The organism is Myceligenerans cantabricum (assembly GCF_054777735.1).
The window spans coordinates 85058-102328 of the sequence record NZ_BAAHAJ010000002.1 but is presented as its reverse complement, the minus strand read 5'-3'; the positions used below and the strand labels follow the sequence as shown (position 1 = coordinate 102328).

The following is a 17271-nucleotide window of genomic DNA, read 5'->3' as shown; positions in this document are numbered from 1 at the left end:
TCGCCGGCGAGGCGCCGGGCGGCGGCGCGGCCGCGAGCGGCGCCGCCGCGGCGGCGACCGCGCCACCCGGCTGCTGCGTGCCGTCGGGCTGCTGCACCGTCACCTCGAGGTTGAACAGGAAACCGACGGACTGCTCCCGGATCGCGTCCTTCATCGCCTCGAAGAGCTGGAAGCCCTCGCGCTGGTACTCCACCAGAGGGTCGCGCTGCGCCATCGCGCGCAGGCCGATGCCCTCCTTGAGGTAGTCCATCTCGTAGAGGTGCTCGCGCCAGTTGCGGTCGGTCACTGACAGCACCACACGCCGCTCCAGCTCGCGCATCGCGGCGGACCCCAGCTCCTCCTCGCGCGCGGAGTACGCGACGCGCGCGTCGGAGAGGATCTCCTCCAGCAGCATCTCGCGGGAGACCGAGCCGGCCCCACCCGCCTCGGTGACGACGTCGTCGACGGTGATCGACACCGGGTAGACGTTGCGCAGCGCTGTCCACAGCGCGTCGAGGTCCCAGTCCTCCGGGGCGCCCTCGGCCGTGGCCGCCGTCACGTACTCGGTGAGGATGTCCGTGACGAAGTGCTGCACCTGCTCGTGCAGGTCCTCGCCGTCGAGCACCTTGCGCCGCTCGGCGTAGATGATGTCGCGCTGGCGGGACAGCACGTCGTCGTACTTGAGCACGTTCTTGCGGATCTCGAAGTTCCGGGACTCCACCTGGGCCTGCGCGGACTGGATGCCGCGCGTGACCATCTTCGACTCCAGCGGCATGTCGTCCGGGAAGCCGGCGCGGTGCATCATCGCCTCGGCGAGGCCGGAGTTGAACAGCCGCATGAGGTCGTCCTGCATGGACAGGTAGAACCGCGACTCGCCCGGGTCACCCTGACGGCCGGACCGGCCGCGGAGCTGGTTGTCGATGCGCCGGGACTCGTGGCGCTCGGTGCCCAGCACGTACAGGCCGCCGATCTCGGTCACCTCGTCGTGCTCGGCCGCGACGGCGTGCTGCGCCTGCTCCAGCGCCTGCGGCCACGCGGCCTCGTACTCCTCGGGCGTCTCGGCCGGGTCCAGGCCCTTGTCGGCGAGCGCCGCGACCGCGATGTGCTCCGCGTTGCCGCCGAGCATGATGTCGGTACCGCGGCCGGCCATGTTGGTGGCGACGGTCACGGCGCCCTTGCGGCCCGCCATCGCGATGATCGACGCCTCGCGCTCGTGCTCCTTCGCGTTCAGCACGCTGTGCGGGACGCCGGCCTTCTTCAGCAGGCGGGAGAGGAGCTCGGACTTCTCGACGCTCGTCGTACCGACGAGGACCGGCTGGCCGACGGCGTGACGTTCCACGATGTCGTCCACGACGGCGTTGAACTTCCCCTCCTCGTTCTTGTACACGAGGTCCGCCTCGTCGAGCCGCCGCGGCGACTTGTTCGTGGGGATCGGGACGACGCCGATGTCGTACGTGCCCTGGAACTCGGCGGCCTCGGTCTCGGCCGTACCGGTCATCCCGGAGAGCTTGTCGTAGCGGCGGAAGTAGTTCTGCAGCGTGATCGTGGCGAGCGTCTGGTTCTCGGCCTTGATCTCGACGCCTTCCTTGGCCTCGATCGCCTGGTGCATGCCCTCGTTGTAGCGGCGGCCGGCCAGGATACGGCCGGTGTGCTCGTCGACGATCATGACCTCGCCGTTCATCACGACGTAGTCCTTGTCGGCCTTGAACAGCTCCTTGGCCTTGATGGCGTTGTTCAGGAAGCCGATCAGCGGGGTGTTCAGCGACTCGTAGAGGTTGTCGATGCCGAGGTAGTCCTCGATCTTCGCGATCCCGGGCTCGAGCACGCCGACGGTGCGCTTCTTCTCGTCCACCTCGTAGTCCTGCGTGGGCACGAGGCGGCGCACCACCTTGGCGAACTCGACGTACCAGCGGTTCGCGTCGCCCGAGCCGGGCCCGGAGATGATCAGCGGCGTGCGCGCCTCGTCGATGAGGATCGAATCGACCTCGTCGACGATGGCGAAGTGGTGGCCCCGCTGCACGAGGTCCTCCGGCGACCACGCCATGTTGTCGCGCAGGAAGTCGAAGCCGAACTCGTTGTTGGTGCCGTAGGTGATGTCCGCCGCGTACTGCTCGCGGCGCTCGGCCGGCGGCTGGCCCGACACGATGATGCCGGTGGACATCCCGAGGAAGCGGAAGACGCGGCCCATCAGCTCGCCCTGGTACTTGGCGAGGTAGTCGTTCGTGGTGACGACGTGGACGCCCTTGCCCTCCAGCGCGTTGAAGTAGGCGGCCGTGGTCGCGACCAGCGTCTTGCCCTCACCGGTGCGCATCTCGGCGATGTTGCCCAGGTCGAGTGCGGCGCCGCCCATGATCTGCACGTCGAAGTGGCGCTGGCCGAGCGTGCGGCGGGCCGCCTCGCGCACCGCGGCGAAGGCCTCGGCCCTGAGGTCCGCGTGCGGGGTCCCGGCGGCGAGCCGCTCCTTGAAGCGCTCGGTCTCCTCGCGCAGCTCGGTGTCGCTCAGCTCCTGGAAGCTGGGCTCGAGCCGGTTCACCTGCTCGGCGATGGAGTGCAGCTTCTTGAGGGTCCGGCCCTCGCCGAAGCGCAGGACCTTCTCGAGGATCGAGGGCACGCGGGTTCTCCCGGATCGGTCGGTGTGATACTGCCCACCTGTGGGCACCGAAGCCCATGGTAGGCGGTAACGCTGGATGTTCGATCACAAGAACGTCAGTCACCACGCTGGTAGTTGCGGGGTTCGCTCTCGGGGGAATCGAGGGCGCCCGGCTCCGCCTCCTCACGGACGGACGTGGTCGCACGATCCGCCGTCCCGCCGTGCTCCCTGCCGGCCGCTTCCCGCACCTCGGCCAGGCGTGCGGCGTCCTGCGCGTCGCGCAGCGCCTCGGCGGCCTCGTGGCCCAGCGCGGCCTCGGCCGCCTGGTCCGCGAGCGCCAGCCCGGCCGTGCCGTACAGGTGGAAGACGGCGTCGGCGCCGTGCCGTCCGAGCTCGGCGACGTCGTCGTCGTACCGGGCGACGGCGGCGACGGTGCCGTTGAACTCTCCGGCGCGCAGCTGCCCGAGCGCGATGAGGTTGGCCTGGTGGAAGGGCATGGCGAGGATCGCCAGGCTGACGTGGCCGGCGCTGCGCACACGCCCCCAGAACTCGATGTCGGTGGCGTCGGCCTGGACGACGGTGTAGCCCTCCGCCCGGAGGGCGGCGACGCGCCCGGGGTCGTGCTCGACACCGACGACGTTCATGCCGTAGTCCTTCTCGAGCTGGCGGAAGGCGCCGCGGCCGACCCGCCCCATGCCGAGCACGAGCGCCTCGGCGCCGGAGACGTCGATGAGGCGTTCCTCGTGGTGCAGCCAGTCGTTCGGCTTGGAGGGGAACCGGCGGGCGAGCGCGATGGCGATCTCGTTGCCGCGGGTGTTGACCGCGGAGGCGATGACGAAGCTGACGGCGACCGCCACGGCGAGGACGACCACCCAGTCGTCGCGGAGCAGCCCGGCCTCCGCGCCGACGGCGATGACGATGAGCCCGAACTCGGAGTAGTTGCTCAGCACGAGGCCGCTCAGGATCGCGGTGCGCTTGCGAAGGTGCATGAGGCGCAGCAGGAGTGCGGTGGCGACGCCCTGCAGCGGGAGCATGAGGAGAACGAGGAGTCCGACGGCGATCGTCGCGCCGGTGGGTACGCCCGCGAAGCCGATGGACACGAAGAAGCCGACGAGCAGCAGCTCCTTGAGAGTGAACAGGTTGCGGCTGAGCTCGTTGGCGTTGGCGTGCCCGGCGAGCAGGATGCCCATGACCAGGGCACCGAGGTCGCCCTTGAGCCCGACGAGGTCGAACAGCACGTAGCCCGGCCCGATGGCGACCGCGATGCCGAAGATCGCCTGCAGCTCGCCGTGGCCCATGTGGGACCAGGCCTTGCGCAGCAGCCAGGCGCCCGGTATCAGCAGCACGAGGGCGAGCGCCCAGGGGCTCGGCGGCTCCCCCGCCGTGACGGACAGGAAGATCACGGCGATCAGGTCCTGCACGATGAGCACGCCGATGGCGATCCGGCCGTACAGGGCGCGCTGGTCGGAGCGGCCGTCGAGCACCTTGACGACGAAGACCGTCGAGGAGAAGGAGAGTGCGAGCCCGATGAGCGCGAGGGTGCGCAGGTCGTTGCCCGCCACGAGCGGGAGGCCGACGGCGCCGAGCGCCCCGAGGAAGCCGACGGCGATCGCGACGCTGACGACCAAGTGGGCGACGGTGGTGAGCCAGACCTCCTTGCGGATCAGGGACCGCAGGTCCAGCTTCAGCCCGATGCCGAAGAGCAGCAGCATCACGCCGAGGTCCGCGACGGTCTCCAGGTAGTCGGGCTCGGCGAACCCGGCGGCGTGCAGCGCGAAACCGGCCACGAGGAAGCCCACCAGCGGGGGAAGGCGGAAGAGATGGGCCCCCAGACCCAAGGCCGTCGCGACGACCAGGAACGTTGCAGCGGTCACCATGGGGTGATCGTATGCGGCGCAGGTTTCACAGGACGCCTCGCGAGACACACCTGTGGAAGATGCGGGCGGACGCCTGTGGACAACGGGCGGGAGGGCCCTCGCCCCGGAAGGCTGGCGTCATGCCCGCACCATCTGCCGCCGCCCGCCCGCTGGTCGACCTCACCCGGCTGCTCCTGCCGGTGGCCTGCCCGTGCGGCGTGCCGGACGTGCGCTGGTGCGCACGCTGCGCGGAGCGGTTCGCGGGCCCTCCGGTGCGGGTGGAGCACGGAGCGGGGCGGCTCGACCGGCTCGACGGCGTGCCGCCGCTGCCCGTCTGGGCGCTGACGGCGTACACGGGTCCCGTACGGGACGTCGTCGTGCACTGGAAGGACCGCGGGCGGGCCGACCTGGACGACCTCCTCGCCGGTGCGCTGCGGCGCGCCGGCGAGGCGCTGGGTCCGCCGGCGGCCGGTGCCGCCCCCGGCCCGGCGGCGCCGCACGGCGCCACGGGCTCCGGCGGACCGGGCCGGCCGGCCGGCCGCCGCGCCTCCGACCGCTCGCCGCCCTCACGGGGCATCTGCGTGGTCCCGGTCCCGACGGCCGGCCCGGCCCGGCGGGCGCGCGGGCGCGATCCCGCCCGTACGCTCGCGGCCGCCGTCGCGCACGGGCTGCGCGACGGCGGCGTACCGGCCCGGCTCGTGCCGGTCCTGCGCAGACGCGCCTCGCGGGACCAGGTGGGGCTCGGGTCGCGGGCACGGGGCAGGAACCTCGCCGGGGCCGTGCGGTCGGCCCGGCCGATGGCCGGGTCCGTCTGCATGGTGGTCGACGACGTGCTCACGTCCGGCGCCACTCTCGCTGCGAGCGAACACGCCCTGGAGCGGGCCGGGGCGGACGTGCTCGGGGCGATCGTGCTGGCAGCGACCCCGCCGCCGGACGAAGGGGCGGGATGCTGCCCGGCGCCCTGACGAGCCGCCCTCAACATGTCACGTTGTTTACCTGCCATTGGGACTGTCGCTAACTCCCGCTCCGGGGTTAGCCTGACATTCCTGAGGGGCACAGCAGCCGTTCGAACCGCGACGGGGGTGATTCAGCCACCGGCACCCGAGAGAGGTGCCTCAGTCAGGCGGAAACCGGGCGCGCAAGGCGCCCTCGACCGAAGCGGAGACAGCAACATGGAGATCGTCGTCGTCGGCAGGCACACAGTGGTTGCGGACAGGTTCCGGCAGCAGGTGGAGGACAAGCTCTCCAAGGTCGAGCTCCTCTCCCCCACGGCCATGCGAGTGGACGTGGAGGTCACGCACGAGAACAACCCGCGGATGGCCGAGCAGCGCGAGCGCGTGGAGCTCACGGTCCGGGCGAAGGGGCCCGTGATCAGGGCGGAGGCCGCCGCGGACGACCGCTTCGGCGCGCTCGACCTGGCGGTCGACAAGCTCAACGAGCGCCTCCGCCGCGCGCGCGACCGGCGCAAGCAGCACCGCAACAACAACCACAGGCCGAACCCGGAGACGACCACCCCCAGCCCGCTCGACGACGACCTCCTCACACCGGAGGACACGCCGGAGACACAGGTCGCGGCGCCCGCCGCCCTGGCCGAGCCGGGCGACTCCGTGGAGACGACGATGGGCGACTCGCCCGTCGTCATCCGCCAGAAGCTGCACCACGCCGAGCCGATGACCCTCGACGACGCCATCTACGAGATGGAGATGGTGGGCCACGACTTCTACCTCTTCATCGACAAGGAGACCTCGCGCCCGTCCGTCCTCTACCAGCGCAAGGGATGGTCGTTCGGCGTCGTCCAGCTCGACGACGCCTGCGGAGGCTGACCGACCACGACAGGGTGATTCCCGGCGCCACGGCCGGGAATCACCGGTCGCACGGGCCTGGACCTGGCACACTGGACGTCATGAAATCGCGCGTCCTGGTCGTCGACGACGACACTGCCCTGGCAGAGATGATCGGCATCGTGCTACGGGGTGAGGGACTCGAACCGGTTTTCTGCACCGACGGGGACCATGCCCTGTCCATGGTCCGCACCCACCAGCCCGACCTGATCCTGCTCGACGTGATGCTGCCCGGCAAGGACGGTGTACAGGTCTGCCGGGAGGTGCGTGCCGAGTCCGGCGTGCCGATCATCATGCTCACCGCGAAGTCCGACACGGTCGACGTCGTGCTGGGCCTGGAGTCCGGCGCGGACGACTACATCTCGAAGCCGTTCAAGCCCAAGGAGCTGGTGGCTCGCGTCAAGGCGCGGCTGCGCCGGACCGAGGACCCGGGCCCGGAGCGGCTCCAGGTGGGCGACATCGACATCGACGTCACCGGGCACACCGTGACCAGGGACGGGGAGAAGATCGCCCTGACACCGCTGGAGTTCGACCTGCTCGTGGAGCTGGCGCGCAAGCCGTGGCAGGTGTTCACGCGCGAGGTCCTCCTCGAGCGCGTGTGGGGCTACCGGCACAGCGCGGACACCCGGCTGGTGAACGTCCACGTCCAGCGGCTGCGCTCCAAGATCGAGCGCGACCCGGAGAACCCCGAGATCGTCCTGACGGTGCGCGGCGTCGGCTACAAGGCGGGTATCCCGCAGTAATGCCCGGGCCCTCGTCCAGGCTGCGCCGCACGACCCGGCGCGCCCGCGTCGCCGTGGCTCGCCTGGCGCGGCGGGTCGTCCACGCGTTCCGCGCGTCGCTGCGGCTGCGGATCATGGCGTCGGCGCTGGTCATCGGTGTCGTGGCGGTCGCCGCCCTGGGGCTGTACCTGTCGACGTCGGTCCGTGACGGCATGGTGGAGCGCCGCCTGGAGTCGATCGACGACGAGAGCGCCGCCCTGACCGCGGACGCGGAGGAGCAGTTCCGGAGCGCGACGATCGTGGACGAGCAGCAGGCCCAGCAGCTGATGAGCTCCGTGGCGGAGCGGATCCTGACCAGCGCCTCCAACGTCGAGGCCGTCTTCATCGTGCACCCTCTCAACACACAGCCACAGGTCAGCGACGTGATCATCCCGGACAGCATGGGTGCGCAGCAGGACACCCTGCTCACCGAGGACCTGCGCCGCGAGAACACCGAGCTGCGCGAGCAGGGGGCCACGACTGGCCAGCAGGTCGTGCAGTTCACCGAGGTGCAGGACCCGGTACCGACGGACCGCACCGTGCCCGGCGTCGTCGTCGGCAACTCGGTGCAGGTGCCCCGGGTCGGCACGTACGAGATCTACTACGTGTACTCGCTGCAGCCGGAGCAGGAGACGCTCACCTTCGTGCACCGCGTGCTCGGCATCGGCGCCGCGTTCGTGCTGCTGCTGATCGGGCTGATCACCGCGCTCGTCAGCCGCCAGACGGTGGCGCCCGTGACGCGGGCCGCGAGCGTGGCCGAGCGTCTGGCGGACGGCCGGCTGGACGAACGGCTCCCGGACGTCACGGGCATCGACGAGATGGCGACGCTGTCCCGGTCGTTCAACGCGATGGCCGACAGCCTCCAGCAACAGATCCAGCAGATGGAGGAGCTGTCGGCGGCGCAGCGGCGGTTCGTGTCGGACGTGTCGCACGAGCTGCGCACCCCGCTCACCACCATCCGCATGGCGGGCGACGTCATCCACGAGGCACGGGACCAGCTCAGCGCGGGCGCGAGCCGTTCGGCCGAGCTCCTGACCGGCCAGATCGAACGCTTCGAGACCCTCCTGGCCGACCTGCTGGAGATCAGCCGGTTCGACGCCGGGGCCGCGGTGCTCGACGCCGAACGGGGCGACCTCGGCGACGTCGTCCTGTCGGTGGCGCAGATGGCGCAGCCTCTCGCGGAGAACAAGAACGTGCCGCTGTCCGTGGAGCTGCCCGACGGTGACACCGTCGCCGACATCGACCCCCGGCGCATCGAGCGCATCGTGCGCAACCTCGTGCTGAACGCCATCGAGCACGCGGAGGGCCGCCCGGTGGAGGTCACCGTGGGGCAGGACGCCGGCGCCGTCGCCGTCGTCGTCCGCGACTACGGGATCGGGATGACCAAGCCCGAGGTCGAGCACGTCTTCGACCGATTCTGGCGCGCCGACCCGGCTCGCACCCGCACCACCGGCGGCACCGGGCTGGGCCTCGCCATCGCCCAGGAGGACGCCCGGCTGCACGCCGGCCGCCTCGAGGTGTGGGGCAGGCCCGGCCGTGGCGCGAGCTTCCGGCTGACCCTGCCGCGCCGCGCCGGGATCCATCTCGACTCGTCGCCGGTCCCGCTGGTGCCCGACTCGCACGAGCCCGCGGTGGTCACCGACCAGATCCCCGTGGTGCACCCGCCCACGGGGCCGCTGCCCACGAACATCCCCGACCTGGAGGTCCGCTGATGCGCGCACGCCTCGCCGCCTGGGTGACGGCGGCCCTCGCCCTCATGGTCGTCGTGGCCGGCTGCGCGTCGGTCCCGTCCTCGGGGCCCGTCATGTTCCGCCAGGCCGAGCAGAACGACGAGGACGCGGTCGGCTACATCCCGCCGGCGCCCCAGACGGACGCCGATCCCGAGTCGCTCGTGCGGTCGTTCCTGCTCGCGGGCGGCTCCGGCTCCACGGCGGCGACCCAGTACGAGACGGCCGAGCTGTACCTGGCCGACGACGTGCGGGACGACTGGACGCCGACGGGGAACGTCGTGGTCTACCTCGGCTCGCCCGAGATCACCGTCCGGAACGACGACGCCGACACCGCGCGCGTGACCGTCTCGGTGGAGGCCGCCGCCCACGTCGACGCGCACGGGACGTTCACGGAGGCGTCGAACGCGGCACCGTTCACCACGAGCTTCTCGCTGACCCGCGGCGAGGACGAGCAGTGGCGCATCGACGAGCTCGAGGACGGCGTCCTCGTCCCGTCGCGGCAGTTCGCGAACCAGTTCAAGGCGACCCAGCTGTTCTTCCCGTCCCTCGACAAGCAGACGTGGGTGCCCGAGCAGCGCTGGTTCCCGCGCAGCTCCTGGCGCACGAGCGCGGTCGCCGAGGCGCTGGCCGGACCGCCCGACTGGCTGCAGGGGGCAGTCGGCACGGCGGTCGAGGAGGGCACGCAGCTGGCGGTCCCGACCGTGACCGACGACGACGAGGGCGCGATCGTCGTGCAGCTCGGCGAAGAGGTCCTCGACCTGGACGACGCACGGCTGGCGCTGCTCTTCGCCCAGCTCAAGGCCACCCTGGCCGACGGCGGCCTGCAGCCCGAGATCGCCCTGTACGCCGGGGACAGCCGGCTGACCGAGCCGACCGTCGACCAGCCGGTGAAGGCCACCACCCGGGGCATGCCCATCGCCCTGTCCGGCGGGGAGCTGTACACGGTGTCCGACGAGCGGCTGACGGACTTCGAGCGCTCGGTCCACCTCGAGGAGCTCGCCCCGACGGCGATCGCGGTCGGCCCGGGCGCCGCGCCCGTCGTCGTGCGCGACGGGCGGGGACGGCTCGTCCGGGTGGCCGACGTCGACACCGTCGGCGGCCAGCAGGAGCTCCTGGTGCGCGAGCGGCTCGCCGAACCGTCCGTGGACCGCTACGGATATGTCTGGACCAGCGACGACCTGGGCCGCGACTTCGATCCCGAGGACGACGACGGGCGGCTGCTCGTGGTGCACGAGTCGGGCGAGCAGTACACGGTGACCGCCGACTGGCTGAACGGCCGGCAGGTGATCGGCGTGCGCGTCGCGCCGGACGGGGTGCGGGTCGCGGTGGTGAGCCGGACGGCCGGGAGCACGTCGGTGCACGTCGCCGCGATCGTGCGGGGCGACGAGGACGAGCCCGCCCTGCGGCTCGCCACGGGCGTGGAGGTCGCGGCCGGCGTGCCCGACGTCGTCTCCGCCCAGTGGTCCGACCAGACGGCGCTCTTCCTGCTCGCGCGGGACGACGACGGCGTCACCACGATGTACGAGACCGGCGTGGGCGGGCTGCCGGACGAGAGCGGCAGCACCGTGGTGGTCCAGGAGCTGGCCTCGGTCAGGTCCCTGACCTCGGGCGTCACGGACGCCGGCGCGCTGGCCCTCACCCGCCGGGGCGACCTCTACCAGGAGCACACGACGGGCTGGGGCGACCCGGTCGCGGAGAACATCGACTCGGTCGCCTACCCGGGCTGACCTGCGAGCCGGCCGGAGGTCCCGGCCGGGCGTCAGAGCCTTCCTGCCGCCTTCAGCGCCAGGTAGGTGTCCGCCAGACGCGGGGCCAGGTCGTCCGGGAGGGCCTCGACCACCTCCGCGCCGTAGCGGCGCAGCATGGTGGTGACCGCCGTACGCTCCAGGTTGCCGCGCGCCGCCGCCGCGGCGTCGTACACCTCGGACGACGACCCGCGGCCCGTGCTCATCGCGGCGACCTCCTCGTCGGCCACGGACGCCACGACCACCTGGTGGCTGCGCGTGAGCTGGTCGACGACGGTCAGCAGGCCGTTCTCGACGGCGGCGGGATCGAGAGTCGTGAGCAGCACGACGAGCGCCCGCTGGGACATCCGCTCGCGCACCTGCCCGACCACGCCGGGCCAGTCCGTCTCCAGCAGGGCCGGCCCGACCACGCTCAGGGCGTCGGCCATGGCGGGCATGAGACGCGGCCCGGCCGCACCCTGCACCCGCGCCCGGACGGCGCGGTCGTAGCCGACCAGCTCGACACGGTCCCCGGCCCGGCCCGCGAGCGCCGCCAGCAGCAGTGCCGCCTCGATGCTCGCGTCCACGCGTGGCGCGCCGGTCTGGCTGCCGACCGCGCCGACCCGGGCCGCCGACGTGCGGCCGGTGTCCAGCACGATCATCACGCGGCGGTCCCGCTCGGGCCGCCAGGTGCGGACCACGACGTCGCCCCGCCGCGCGGTGGCGCGCCAGTCGATCGAGCGGACGTCGTCGCCCACCACGTACTCGCGGAGCGAGTCGAACTCGGTCCCCTCGCCCCGCACCTGCACGGCGGCGCGCCCGTCGAGCTCGCGCAGGCGTGCCAGGCGGGAGGGCAGGTGCTTGCGGCTGGCGAACTCCGGCAGCACCCGCAGGCGCCCCGGCACCGGCAGCGTGTGCTGCCGGCCGGCGATGCCGAGCGGCCCGTACGTGCGCACGGTGACGCCGCCCGCGAGCCGGTCGCCGCGCCGCATCGGCCGCAGCGTGGTGGTGAGCCGGACCGCCTCCTCGCGCGGCAGGTCGACGGCGTGCCGTCCCGGGCCTCCCCCGGCCGAGCCGTGCCCGGCGGCGGCCGACGGGGGCCACGCGTCGCGCACCACACCGCGGAGCCGGCGCCCGGAGAGGTTCCGGACCACCAGCTCGGACGTCGTCGGCTCACCGAGCCGGACCGACGCCGGGACGCGGCGCCGGACCTCGACGCGGTGCGCCGAGGCCGCGAACGCGATGTCCACGCACCACACGACGATCACGAGCAGCGCCCAGGCGATCACGGTCCCGGCGCTCGGCCAGAGCAGCGCCGGGACCACGCCCGCCGCCATCAGGGCGGCGGCCCGCCAGGTCAGGACCATCGGCCCGCCTCAGCGCGGGACCGGCACGGAGGCCAGCACCGTGTCGAGCACGCCCTCGGCCGTCACGCCCTCCAGCTCCGCCTCGGCACGCAGCTGGATGCGGTGCCGCAGCGTCGGGTGGGCGAGAGCCTTGACGTCGTCAGGTGTCACGAAGGACCGGCCGGACAGCCACGCCCAGGCGCGCGACGTGCGCAGCAGAGCGGTCGCGCCGCGCGGGGAGACGCCGAGCGACAACGACGGCGAGAACCGCGTGGCGCGGCACACGTCGACGGCGTACCCGAGGACCTCGCGCGACACCTGGACCTTGCTCACCTCGGCGCGGGCCCGGGTAAGCACGTCAGCGTCGGCGACCGGGCGCAGGCCGGCGCCCCGCAGGTCGCGGGGGTCGAACCCGGCGGCGTGCCGGGCCAGGACCTCCACCTCCTGCTCACGCTCGGGCAGCGGCAGCACGAGCTTGAGGAGGAACCGGTCGAGCTGCGCCTCCGGCAGCGGGTACGTGCCCTCGTACTCGACGGGATTCTGCGTGGCGATGACGACGAACGGGTCCGGCAGCATGCGCGGCGTGCCGTCCACCGAAACCTGCCGTTCCTCCATCGCCTCGAGCAGCGAGGCCTGGGTCTTGGGCGGCGTGCGGTTGATCTCGTCCGCGAGCATCAGGTTCGTGAACACCGGGCCCTCGCGGAACGAGAACTGCGCGGTGTTGGCGTCGTAGACGAGCGAGCCCGTCACGTCGCCGGGCATGAGGTCCGGGGTGAACTGCACACGCTTGGTGTCGAGGGCCAGCGCGGCGGCGAGCGAGCGCACCAGCAGCGTCTTCGCGACGCCCGGCACACCCTCCAGGAGCACGTGGCCCTGGCAGAGCAGCGCGATGAGCAGGCTCGTCACCGCCGAGTCCTGGCCGACGACGGCCTTGCCCACCTCGGTGCGCACACCCGCCAGAGCGGACCGGAGGGCCTGCGACGGCGCGGCGGGTGGCTGTTCGGCGGGTGTCTCCGGCGCGGGCTGCTGCGGTGTCGGCTCCGAGCCGGGCTCCGGCCGGGTGTACACGGGTTCGGTCACGATCGGTGGACCTCGCTCTCCAGGTTGTCGAGACTCCGGACGAGCTCGGTGAGCTCGCCGTCGTCGGCGGGCGGGGGCCCGTACAGCAGGTGCGCCACCTGCTCGGCGGGACGATGGGTGGCGGCGGCCACGGCGTCGGTCACGGTCGTGGCGTCGGCCGAGCGTGCCAGCCCCAGGCGCTGCGCCATGCGGTGCGCCGCGGAGGCCCGCAGGCCGGCCGCCGCGTGACCGCGCGACCGCACCGCACGGTACAGGCGCGCGCGCCCCCGCATCGTCTCGGCCGACCGGACCAGCACCGGCATCGGCTCGGTGACGAGCGGCCCGAGACGCCGGCCGCGCCAGACGGCGAGCACCACGGCGGTGAGCAGGAGCACCCAGACCACCGGGGTGGTGCCCTCGGGCAGCAGGCTTCCCGCATCGGCCGCCGGAGGCCGCGACCCGTCGTCGTCGCTCCCGCCGTCCGAGCCTCCTGAGCCGTCCGACGGTCCTTCGGGCATCGAGGTGTCGAAGGGGTCCGGCACGAACCAGGTCAGCTTCTCGTGCGCGCCCAGGGTCCACAGGGCGAGCGCGGCGTTGCCGCCCGCGAGCACCGTGTCGTTGCGGACGACGTCCGGGTCGTGGATCACGTGCACCCACCGGCCGTCGACCTGGGTGCGCGCGTAGGCGAACGCGAACCCGTCGGCGGACGGCCAGCAGGCGTCGACCCTGCCGCCCTCGACGTTCAGCCCGGCATCGAGCCGCACGTTCTCGGCGGCCCGGGCAGCCGGCGCGGCGCACTGGGCGCCCTCCCTGTCGGCGGGCCCTGCCGCCCAGGTCTGGACGTGTCCGTCCGTGAAGGCGTCGAGCAGCTCCTGGTCCGGCCCGAGCAGCACGACGTCCGACTCGATCCGTTGGAGCGCGTCGATCTGCCCGCGCTCGAAGTACGTGGCGTTCGGCGTGATGACCAGCGTCTCCCCGGCCGCCGCCGTCTCGTACGCCTCGCTGACCCGGCTGACCTCGGTCACGTCCACACCGTGCTCGCCGAGCACCTCCGCGACGGCCCGGCCCCCGTTCTCGCTGGCGTTGGCGGGCGAGTAGGGGACGTCCGAACCGGTGGGTCGGGTGAAGGCCAGGACGAAGACGAGCAGGCCGACCGCGGCCGCGACGAGCGCGACCCAGCCCACCTGCTTCCACGGGAACCTCCGCTGCGGCCGACGGCCGACGACGAAGGGCGCGTCGGGGACCCCGGGACCGTTCCCGTCGCGCGGGGCGGGCGCGGGCATGCCTGCGGCGGGCGGTGCGTGCGTGGTGGTCACCGGGCTTCCTCCGCACGTGGCGCGTCGGGGTCGCCCGTGGTGGACGGCCCGGCGGACGCGCCCACCGTCGCCGGCGCATCGTCACCAGCCGGAGCACCGTCGCCTGCCGGAGCGTCCCCGTCCGCCCCCGCCGACGACGGCACCCTGCGCGCCACCCGCGCGGCGGCGACGGCGTCGTCGAGCTCGCGCATGGCCGTGTCGTCCGTCGCCGAAGCGCCCACCTTGCCGTACTCGATCTGGTCGAACAGCCCGGCACCGACCTGCAGCCGGGCGGCGAGGCCCGGCAGCCGCGCACCGGCGTCGTTCGCGGCCTCCTGGGCCGTGCGTCCGGGGCGCGGGTCGATGATGGCGCGCTCCTCGCACGACCGGACGACGGCCCGGTAGCGCTCCGCGACGGCTGCCGGCCAGTCGTCGGAGCGAGCGGCGGCGTCGGCGGCCGCGCGCATCTGCGCGGCGGTGCGCACGTCGTCCTTCTTCACGACGGTCACCGAGCCCTTGGTGCTCCGCTCCCGGCGGACCGGCCCCGCCACGAACCACGCGATCGCGAGGACGACCAGCACGGCGGCGAGGATGATGATCGCGAGCTGTGTCCCCGGGAGCCCGGCATCCGGCACGGCGAGGCCGTCGAGCCACTCCAGGACGGCGTTGACGAGGCGCGCCAGCAGGCTCTCGCGCTCGGCGTACTCCGCCCGCTGCAGCTCGGTCCAGAGCCAGTCGTGCGCGTCCTCACGGCCGGGCTCGACGGGCGGTTCGGTCGGCGCCAGCAGCGTCATCGGTCCGCCGCGGCGGCCGCGAGCTGCACGTCCAGCCCCTCGCGGCGCATCCGCGTGTCGATGTAGAGCAGCGCGACGACGGCACCCATGAAGACCGTCTCGAGCAGGGCGACCGCGAGCGTCGTGATCGCGAGCCCGACCTGCGCGAGGACCGGGTCGGCGGTGACCGAGGCGAAGCCCACCCCGACCTGCAGCGGGGCGCCCACGATCTGCCCCAGGAACCAGAGGATCAGGTAGGTCAGCAGGTAGATCCCGAGCATGCGCCAGAAGACGCCGCGCGTCAGACGCCAGCCGCGCCCCATGGTCGTCCAGAACCCCTGCCGTTCGAGCACCAGGGACGGCGCGATGAGCAGGGTCCTGATCGTCAGCCAGACGGAGAACACGACGAAACCGATGGCCGCGAGGAAGATGCCGACCACCCCGAAGCCCGTGTCGACGGCGAACATGCCGACCACCGCGGCGACGACGAGGGCCGTGAACAGGAGGGTGACGAGGCCCAGCAGGAGGCCGACGGCGAGGAGGAACCACCAGCGGGGCGCCACCCGGCGCCACGCCTGCCCCATCGTGACCTTGCGGTCGAGGACCGACTCCGAGACCGCGAGGGCGACGCCGCCCACCGCCAGGGGCGTGGCCAGCGACAGGGTGATCACGCTGCCGAGGCCGACCCCGTAGAACCCGGGAATGAGACCGTTCATCTGCTCGATGACCGCGAGATCCTCGGGATTCGCCGTCGGGTCGGACGCGGCGAGGTCGGCGAAGTCGCCCCACAGGTCGGCGAAGATCGTGGTGAGCGGGAGGCTGAGCACGGCGCCGATCGCGGCCGCCACCGCCAGCACGATCGTGGTGAACCCCAGCACCACGCCGGGGTTGTGGCGCACCGCCTGGAACGCGCCGTCGTAGATCTCGCCGAGCGAGAGGGGGCGCAGCGGGACGATGCCGGGCTTGTCGGCGACCGGCGGGAGCGACGAGCCGAACGGCGGCCCGCCCCCGGGGCCCGCGCCCCGCTGCCCGTACTGCGCCTGTCCGTACTGGCCCTGCCCGTACTGCGGCACCGACTGGGCCGACGCCGGTCCGCCCGCATCGCTCTCCGGCGCGTACTGGCCGTAGCGCGGCGGCTCGCCCCACCCGTTCTGGGGGGCGGGCGTGCCCGAACCGCCGTCGGGGCTGGCTGGCGTCGTCACAGGCGTTTCTCCCGGGGTTTCGTGGGTGCTTCCAGCACACCACGGCATGGTGTTCGGTGCGCGGTCGCCACCCTAGCGCGACACGCTGACAGGACCCGCAGAACCCAGCATCGGCGTCCGCATCCGGCGGAGATTCACCCCGATGCGGCCCCCCGGCGACAGCCCGCGGACGCGTCCTGGACCGCGACCCCGACGCCGCTGCGCGCGCCGGTCAGTCACGCAGGTCCGGGACCGCGTACGGCAGACGGTGCAGCAGGCTCGCGTGCTCGGCGGCCCGCGACTGCCGCAGACCTGCCGCGTCCCGCTCCCGGTCCCGCCGCTCGGCCAGCACGGCGTGCAGGAACGCCTCGGGATGCGTCCCGGCGGGCGGCCCCGGCGCGACGTACGGCTCGACCCGCCCTGCCAGGTCGTCCGCCAGGTGGACCCGGGACTGCGACGACAGCCGGTGCGCCCGGCCGAGGAACTGCCGGGCCGCGAGCGCCAGCCCGTCCGGCAGGCGGCGCATGTCGGTGGCCTCCGCCCAGGTAGCCAGCGCCGCGGGCATGAGGATCGGTGCCGACGGCGGGTGCCCGCCCCGCACCCGCACCACGTACGTCCCGGCGACGAGGTCGCCCAGCCGCTTGCCGCGCCGGTTGACGAGCGAGGTGATGACCGCGAGGAAACCCAGGGTGAGCCACAGCTCGACGATCCCGACCAGCGCCCGGACGAAGGCGTGCCGGAAGCGGATCGGGCCGCCGTCGTCCCGGACCACGCGGACGCCGGCGGCGAGCTTGCCGAGCGACCGGCCCCGGGTCAGCGTCTCGACGGTCGTGGGGACCCCGACCATGACCGTGACCGTGAGCAGCACCTGCGCGATGGCCAGCACGTCCATGCCGGACTCGCCGCGCAGGAGCTGTTCCAGGAACCAGGCGTTCGCTGCCCAGAGCAGGAGCCCCACCACGACGACGACCGCGAACAGGTCGAGCAGCGCCCCCAGCGTGCGGGAGATGAACCCGGCCGGGCGTGCGTCGAGCAGCACTCCCTCGCCGATGACGATGCCGTCGTGCACGCGGGTCTCCTTGCTGGGGTGGGCGGGTGGGCGTCGGACGAGAATCTACGCGATCGCGCCGTGGTGG

Annotated in this window: 13 protein-coding genes; 5 read left to right on the top strand and 8 right to left on the bottom strand. The window is 72.9% G+C overall.

What is annotated here, in order from left to right:
• Together secA and ACYU96_RS01900 are read right to left on the bottom strand one after the other, a co-directional pair.
• Nucleotides 1–2590: preprotein translocase subunit SecA (gene secA, locus ACYU96_RS01905; protein WP_460748594.1), on the bottom strand; the 2590-nt coding region annotated here is incomplete at its 3' end.
• Between the two features lie 95 nt (nt 2591–2685).
• A complete protein-coding gene (locus ACYU96_RS01900) occupies nt 2686–4446 on the bottom strand; it encodes a cation:proton antiporter domain-containing protein (RefSeq protein ID WP_460748592.1) in 1761 nt (586 codons plus the stop codon).
• A 119-nt stretch (nt 4447–4565) separates the two neighbouring features.
• Here ACYU96_RS01900 and ACYU96_RS01895 point away from each other — a divergent pair, with 119 nt between their 5' ends.
• From ACYU96_RS01895 to ACYU96_RS01875, 5 genes are all read left to right on the top strand, one after another.
• Complete coding sequence (locus ACYU96_RS01895) at nt 4566–5390, top strand: ComF family protein (RefSeq protein ID WP_460748590.1); 825 nt, start codon at nt 4566–4568, stop codon at nt 5388–5390.
• Nucleotides 5391–5597: 207 nt separating this feature from the next.
• A complete protein-coding gene (hpf, locus tag ACYU96_RS01890; RefSeq protein ID WP_460748588.1) occupies nt 5598–6248 on the top strand; it encodes a ribosome hibernation-promoting factor, HPF/YfiA family in 651 nt (216 codons plus the stop codon).
• A gap of 80 nt (nt 6249–6328) precedes the next feature.
• Complete coding sequence (gene mtrA, locus ACYU96_RS01885) at nt 6329–7009, top strand: MtrAB system response regulator MtrA (RefSeq protein ID WP_460748586.1); 681 nt, start codon at nt 6329–6331, stop codon at nt 7007–7009.
• On the top strand, nt 7009–8739 hold the full coding sequence (mtrB, locus tag ACYU96_RS01880) for an MtrAB system histidine kinase MtrB (protein WP_460748584.1): 1731 nt from the start codon (nt 7009–7011) through the stop codon (nt 8737–8739). Before mtrA ends, mtrB begins: the two co-directional genes overlap by 1 nt.
• A complete protein-coding gene (locus ACYU96_RS01875) occupies nt 8739–10484 on the top strand; it encodes an LpqB family beta-propeller domain-containing protein (RefSeq protein ID WP_460748582.1) in 1746 nt (581 codons plus the stop codon). The genes mtrB and ACYU96_RS01875 overlap by 1 nt, the downstream gene beginning before the upstream one ends.
• Nucleotides 10485–10516: 32 nt before the next feature.
• Here ACYU96_RS01875 and ACYU96_RS01870 read toward each other — a convergent pair whose 3' ends face one another.
• The 6 genes from ACYU96_RS01870 to ACYU96_RS01845 form a co-directional block, all read right to left on the bottom strand.
• Nucleotides 10517–11848 carry a DUF58 domain-containing protein gene (locus ACYU96_RS01870; protein ID WP_460748580.1) on the bottom strand — a complete coding sequence of 444 codons (1332 nt, stop codon included), beginning with the start codon at nt 11846–11848 and terminating at the stop codon, nt 10517–10519.
• A gap of 9 nt (nt 11849–11857) precedes the next feature.
• Nucleotides 11858–12907, bottom strand: coding sequence for an AAA family ATPase (locus ACYU96_RS01865; protein WP_460748579.1), 1050 nt, complete (start codon nt 12905–12907; stop codon nt 11858–11860).
• Nucleotides 12904–14202, bottom strand: a complete 1299-nt coding sequence (locus ACYU96_RS01860) for a DUF4350 domain-containing protein (protein ID WP_460748577.1) — start codon at nt 14200–14202, stop codon at nt 12904–12906. Before ACYU96_RS01860 ends, ACYU96_RS01865 begins: the two co-directional genes overlap by 4 nt.
• Entirely contained in the window at nt 14199–14975 is a 777-nt protein-coding gene (locus ACYU96_RS01855) for a DUF4129 domain-containing protein (RefSeq protein WP_460748575.1), read from the bottom strand. The genes ACYU96_RS01860 and ACYU96_RS01855 overlap by 4 nt, the downstream gene beginning before the upstream one ends.
• Complete coding sequence (locus ACYU96_RS01850; RefSeq protein WP_460748574.1) at nt 14972–16156, bottom strand: glycerophosphoryl diester phosphodiesterase membrane domain-containing protein; 1185 nt, start codon at nt 16154–16156, stop codon at nt 14972–14974. The genes ACYU96_RS01855 and ACYU96_RS01850 overlap by 4 nt, the downstream gene beginning before the upstream one ends.
• Nucleotides 16157–16367: 211 nt before the next feature.
• Nucleotides 16368–17204: an RDD family protein gene (locus tag ACYU96_RS01845; protein WP_460748572.1), complete on the bottom strand. Its 837-nt coding sequence runs from the start codon at nt 17202–17204 to the stop codon at nt 16368–16370.
• Between the last annotated feature and the right edge of the window lie 67 nt (nt 17205–17271).

What these genes read in the sequence shown, in the direction of transcription:
- hpf (WP_460748588.1), top strand. Translation starts at nt 5,598, where the DNA reads ATGGAGATCGTCGTCGTCGGCAGGCACACAGTGGTTGCGGACAGGTTC.
- ACYU96_RS01855 (WP_460748575.1), bottom strand. Translation starts at nt 14,975, where the DNA reads ATGACGCTGCTGGCGCCGACCGAACCGCCCGTCGAGCCCGGCCGTGAG.
- ACYU96_RS01870 (WP_460748580.1), bottom strand. Translation starts at nt 11,848, where the DNA reads ATGGTCCTGACCTGGCGGGCCGCCGCCCTGATGGCGGCGGGCGTGGTC.
- mtrB (WP_460748584.1), top strand. Translation starts at nt 7,009, where the DNA reads ATGCCCGGGCCCTCGTCCAGGCTGCGCCGCACGACCCGGCGCGCCCGC.
- ACYU96_RS01875 (WP_460748582.1), top strand. Translation starts at nt 8,739, where the DNA reads ATGCGCGCACGCCTCGCCGCCTGGGTGACGGCGGCCCTCGCCCTCATG.
- ACYU96_RS01895 (WP_460748590.1), top strand. Translation starts at nt 4,566, where the DNA reads ATGCCCGCACCATCTGCCGCCGCCCGCCCGCTGGTCGACCTCACCCGG.
- ACYU96_RS01900 (WP_460748592.1), bottom strand. Translation starts at nt 4,446, where the DNA reads ATGGTGACCGCTGCAACGTTCCTGGTCGTCGCGACGGCCTTGGGTCTG.
- mtrA (WP_460748586.1), top strand. Translation starts at nt 6,329, where the DNA reads ATGAAATCGCGCGTCCTGGTCGTCGACGACGACACTGCCCTGGCAGAG.